The 4828-nt window shown below is 59.2% G+C and carries 7 protein-coding genes; 1 reads left to right on the top strand and 6 read right to left on the bottom strand.

Annotation, left to right across the window (positions count from 1 at the left end; all coding sequences use genetic code 11):
- The 6 genes from ACJWXQ_RS07280 to flgB all read right to left on the bottom strand — a co-directional run.
- Positions 1-326, bottom strand: a 326-nt coding sequence (locus ACJWXQ_RS07280) for a flagellar hook-basal body complex protein (RefSeq protein WP_406672483.1), incomplete at its 3' end; no start/stop codon positions are given.
- Positions 327-416: 90 nt separating this feature from the next.
- Positions 417-1160, bottom strand: a complete 744-nt coding sequence (gene flgF / locus ACJWXQ_RS07275) for a flagellar basal-body rod protein FlgF (RefSeq protein ID WP_406672482.1) — start codon at positions 1158-1160, stop codon at positions 417-419.
- Positions 1161-1187: 27 nt separating this feature from the next.
- Positions 1188-2405, bottom strand: coding sequence for a flagellar hook protein FlgE (flgE, locus tag ACJWXQ_RS07270; RefSeq protein WP_346049240.1), 1218 nt, complete (start codon positions 2403-2405; stop codon positions 1188-1190).
- A 78-nt stretch (positions 2406-2483) separates the two neighbouring features.
- Complete coding sequence (locus tag ACJWXQ_RS07265) at positions 2484-3155, bottom strand: flagellar hook assembly protein FlgD (protein ID WP_346049238.1); 672 nt, start codon at positions 3153-3155, stop codon at positions 2484-2486.
- Positions 3156-3195: 40 nt separating this feature from the next.
- A complete protein-coding gene (gene flgC / locus ACJWXQ_RS07260) occupies positions 3196-3600 on the bottom strand; it encodes a flagellar basal body rod protein FlgC (RefSeq protein ID WP_346049236.1) in 405 nt (134 codons plus the stop codon).
- A 6-nt stretch (positions 3601-3606) separates the two neighbouring features.
- Positions 3607-4011 carry a flagellar basal body rod protein FlgB gene (flgB, locus tag ACJWXQ_RS07255; protein WP_346049234.1) on the bottom strand — a complete coding sequence of 135 codons (405 nt, stop codon included), beginning with the start codon at positions 4009-4011 and terminating at the stop codon, positions 3607-3609.
- 264 nt (positions 4012-4275) lie between these two features.
- On the opposite strand from flgB, the gene flgA reads away from it, so the two are divergent.
- Positions 4276-4828, top strand: a 553-nt coding sequence (gene flgA, locus ACJWXQ_RS07250; RefSeq protein ID WP_406672481.1) for a flagellar basal body P-ring formation chaperone FlgA, incomplete at its 3' end; no start/stop codon positions are given.

Genomic DNA, 4828 nt, shown 5'->3' with positions numbered 1-4828 from the left:
TCAGGCAGCCGAATCTCGAAGAAGCCATCGCCCTCGATGGCCAGGTCGAGGGGATTCTCGGTCTGGATCATGTTGCCCTGGTTGAACAACTTCTCGGTGGAAACCACCCTTACACCGGTGCCCTTGCTCAGCCCGGAGGGATTGAGGGTTTCCTGCGTGGTTTGGCCCCCTACCTGGCGGACGTTCTGATACATCAGGTCCTCGAACGCCGCCCGCCCCCGCTTGAAGGCCGTGGTGTTGGCGTTGGCCAGGTTGTTGGACACCATGTTCATGCGCGTCTGCTGCGCATCCAACCCCGTTTTCGCCACCCATAGTGCTGAGTTCATCTCTCTCGCTCCTCGGAAAGCTGACGCATTGCCGTCACTTCCCTCTTGATCATTGGTTACGCTGCAAATTCAGTGCCAATTCCGGCTGGATCAACCCTGACCGCGGATCAGCTCGGATGCGGCACGGGCATTGTCATCCGCACTCTGGATCATCTTGACCTGGGTCTCATACTGACGGGCCAGCTGAATCATGTTCACCATCGCCGTGGTGACATTGACGTTGCTGCCCTCCAGTACGCCACTGGCCAGGCTCACCTCCGCATCGGCCTCGGCCTCCAGACCATCGGCCAGTCGCACCAGGCCATCAGGGCCCTTTTCCAGCTCTTCCAATGGCGGATTGACCAGCTTGATCCGGTCCACCAGGGCCATGGCTTCGGAGCCCTGGCCCTGGGGCACGATGCTGATGGTGCCGTCATTGCCAATGGACAATTCATCATGCGGCGGGACCGCCACCGGGCCGGCGTCTCCCAGAACGGGATGGCCGGTACCGGTGACCAGATTGCCGTTGGCGGTCAGTTGCAGATCGCCGGCGCGGGTATAGGCTTCACTGCCGTCCGGCGCCTGTACGGCAATCCAGCCTTCACCCTGGATCGCTACATCCATTTCCCGACCGGTGGTCTGCATGGTGCCGGGGGTAAAATCCACACCCAGCCCCCGGTTCACCGCATTGACCCGACTGGCATAACCAGGGCCCCTGACTTCTTCCGGTGCAAAAGCATGCAGATCGGCGCGAAACCCGGCGGTATTGGCATTGGCCAGGTTATGACTGTTGGCCGCCTGAGCCTGCATGGTCTGTTTGGCGCCGGTCATGCCGATGTAGATGCTGCGATCCATGTCATCACTCCCGTTTCAATCCAACCCTTATCGGATATTGATAATGGTCTGGGTAATTGCGTCCGAAGTGGAGATCATCTGAGCATTGGCCTGGAAGTTACGCTGGGCCGTGATCATCTCCACCAGCTCTTGGGTCAGGTCTATATTGGCCCCTTCCAGGGCACCGGCCTGAATTTCACCGAAACCGGAGGCACCCGCTTCACCCAACTGGGCCTCGCCGGCAGCAAAGCTCTCTGCCCAGCGGGTATCACCCACCTTCTGCAAACCCTGGGGGTTGTCGAACTTGGCCATGGCCACTTTGCCCAACTGTTCGGTCTGGCCGTTTGAGAAGCGTGCAGAGGCAACGCCGTCACCGTCCACATCAAACCCCGTCAAGCGGCCCACCGCGAAACCATCCTGAGACAGCTCGGTCACGCCGAAGCTGCCGCCAAACTGGGTGGAACCCCGATAATCGATGGAAATTTCCAGCGGCTCGGCACCGTTGCCCGGATCAAAGGGCGTGTAATCGATGGTTGCAGGATCCGGCGTCGCCAGACTGCCATCGGCATTGAAGGTCAGGGTATCCGGGCCACCGATCTCCTCGTCGCCAATGTAGAGATAGGTTTCCCACTCATTGGTGTCCTCTGACTTGACGAAATAGGTAGTGGCGTCATGGCGGTTGCCAAGGGAGTCATAAACCGTGATCGAGCGGCTGTTATTGAAGCTCAGGGGATCATCCGGATCGAAATCCGTCACTTCGGGCGGTTCGGCATCGGCCGGGAGGTTAAGCTCGGCCCGAATCCCGGAAGTGGCCTGGGGCGGATTCTCACCGGTCACCAGTCGCAGATCCTGAAGTTGCCCTGTGTTGAAGCTCCCATCACCGGCGGGGGGATAGACCTGAAGGCGCTCCCCCAGATTGTTCTGAACAAAACCGTCATTGTTCAGCGAGAAATTACCGGCACGGGTGAATACCCGCCCATCGGCACCCTCCAGGGTGAAGAAACCCTCGCCACTGATGGCCAGATCCAGATTGTTCTCGGTGAAATCGATATTGCCCTGGGTAAATTGCTGGGAGACCCGTTGCAGACGGACCCCGTTACCCGTGGACGTGTCGGAAATATCCCCGGTGCTCACCGCAAAGAGATCGGCGAATTCGGCCCGGGAACCCTTGAAGCCAGTGGTATTCACATTGGCAATGTTGTTGGAGGTCACGTTCAAGTGACTGGATGCGGCATTCAGTCCGCTCAATGCAATACGAAATGGCATGATTCTCTCTCCTCAATACCCGCCGAAAATTCGGCATTCAGTCCTGCCCCGCCGGCCAATCAATGGCCGGCACTCCCATCAAAGAAACTCGTGAACGTCGGAAAGCCGATACTCACCAGCCGCCGTATTCAGACTCACCCCCCGACCACTGCGGTCCAGGGTCACACTGTCAACCATGTGATTGATCAGGGCCTGGCCTGATTCGGTGGAATCACCACGGATCACACTGGCATCCACGCGATAAGGACCTGCCTGCACCGGTTGGCCCTGGTCGTCCAGTCCGTCCCAGTGAAAACGGGCCATGCCTTCGCCATGGGAACCAAGATGCATTCGTCGAATGCGCTCCCCGTTCTGGTCGAGGATGTCCACCACAACATCATTGGCACTGCCATCAAGCTTCACTGCACCCGACATCCCTATTTCCTCGTGCATGAAGCCACCGTCTGCCTCCACCAGCACAGTGCTTCCCACCAGACTGGATGCCTGCAGTGCCTGGCTCGACTGCATGGCTCCAGCAAGATCAGAGAAGCCGTTCTTGAGCTCGTTAATACCGGAAACGGTGCTGAACTGCGCCAACTGCCCCAGAAACTCCCCGTTTTCCATGGGATCAAAGGGGTCCTGATTCTGGAACTGGGCGATCATCAGCTTCAGGAATTGCTCCTGGCCCAGCTCATCGTTCCCCTTGCCCTTGCTGCCTTGCTGGTCTTCGCGAGTGCGCAGGCCCAGCTCTTCAAATGGATTGCCGTTCATGGAAGAAATCATCACCAATCACCTCTTCTCGTCAGGGGCATCACTGCCCCATCTGCAGGGTTCTCTGCATCAGGTCCCGGGTAGTGCTGACTACCTCAATGTTGTTCTGGTAAGCCCGGGAGGCTGACAGCATGTTCACCATCTCCTCGATAGGGTTAACGTTGCTGCCAAAGACATAGCCTTCTTCATTGGCTTCGGGGTGTTCCGGCTGATAACGCGCTTCCACCGGGGCCCCGCTGCGCACGATGTTCTCAACGCCCACACCAACCGAGTCAGGATTGTCGAAACGATCCATCCAGGCCTGGAAGTGAGGATGACGGGCGCGATAAGCCGTCTCGGGATCACCCGTGACGCTGTCCGCATTGGCCAGATTGCTGGCGGTGGTATTCAGGCGCAGAGACTGAGCGCTCATGCCGGAGCCGGCGACATCAAAGACGTTGAACATGATTGATTACCTCATCGTTTGGCCAGTGATGGCGTTCTTCAGCGATGAAATGCGACCGCTGGTGAACTGCAGGGCCGCCTGGTAGCGCATCACGTTCTCGGCCCAGTTACTCATTTCCAGGTCAGGGTCCACGGTGTTGCCATCCAGCGACGGCTGGTTGGGCACCCGGTACTGCACCTCGCCACCAGCACCCATGCCGCTGGACTGGATGTGGCGGGCGTTGGTGGTCTGCATGGCCGGGCTGCCCGGTCCCATCTGCTCCTGAAGTGCAGCCCGAAAATCCAGATCACGCGCCTTGAAATGCGGGGTGTCGGCATTGGCCAGATTGGAAGCCAGTATCTGGTGGCGGCGCTGGTAAACCCGCAGTGCCTCCTGCTGCTTGCCGACTGCGGTCTCGAATCCAATGGGCATGGCGGCATTCCTCCTGTGGTGCAAAATCCGCTCTCTCACAGCCCGTCTATCGCAATCGGCATGCCAACTATTTTTTAATCAACAATTTCAATTAGTTACCCATTAACCCGGGGAGCGGGCGGCAGGCCATTGCCGCCGTTCTTGCCGCCTCGGGGACCATTGCCTGCCGCCAAGAGGGCAAGAAGGCGGGTCTCGGGCGAACTATTCACTGGCATATAAATTGCAACGTTATTCCGCCGAGCCTGTTCAAGTGGTAAAGCGACGATGAACCGACACTTTTTTCTGCTGAGCACTTTGCTCCTGGCCCTCTGGGCCCTGCCGGCCGCGGCAAGTGACTGGCAAGACCCGGACAGCATCCGTGACGCCGCCGAAGGCTTCGTCCAGGCGCAAATGGGTGACAACGGCCAGGTTCGTGCCCGGGCTGGAAACGTGGATCAACGATTGCGGCTGCGGCGCTGTGAGCAGGGCCTGGAGACTTTTCTTCCCAGTGGCCGAGAACTGGGCGGAAGCAACACCACGGTCGGCGTGCGCTGCCCGGGGCCGGTGCAATGGCGGCTTTTCGTCTCTGTCGAGACCGAGGTTCTGGCCCCTGTGGTGGTTGCCAACGGCGTTCTGCAACGGGGCCAGGTCCTTGGGCCGGAGGACATCAGCCTGCAGGAGAGAAACACAGGCTCTCTGCGTCGGGAATTCTTCACTAGCCCGGATGAAGTCGTTGGTATGCGCCTGCGCCGCAATCTTTCGCCCGGCAGCGTGATCCAGGCCAATCACCTGGATATCCAGCGCCTGGTAGAGCGCGGCCAGCGGGTGCGACTGCTGG

Source organism: Natronospira sp. (assembly GCF_007134575.1).
Taxonomy (GTDB): domain Bacteria; phylum Pseudomonadota; class Gammaproteobacteria; order Natronospirales; family Natronospiraceae; genus Natronospira; species Natronospira elongata.
This window is presented reverse-complemented; position numbering and strand designations above follow the sequence as displayed.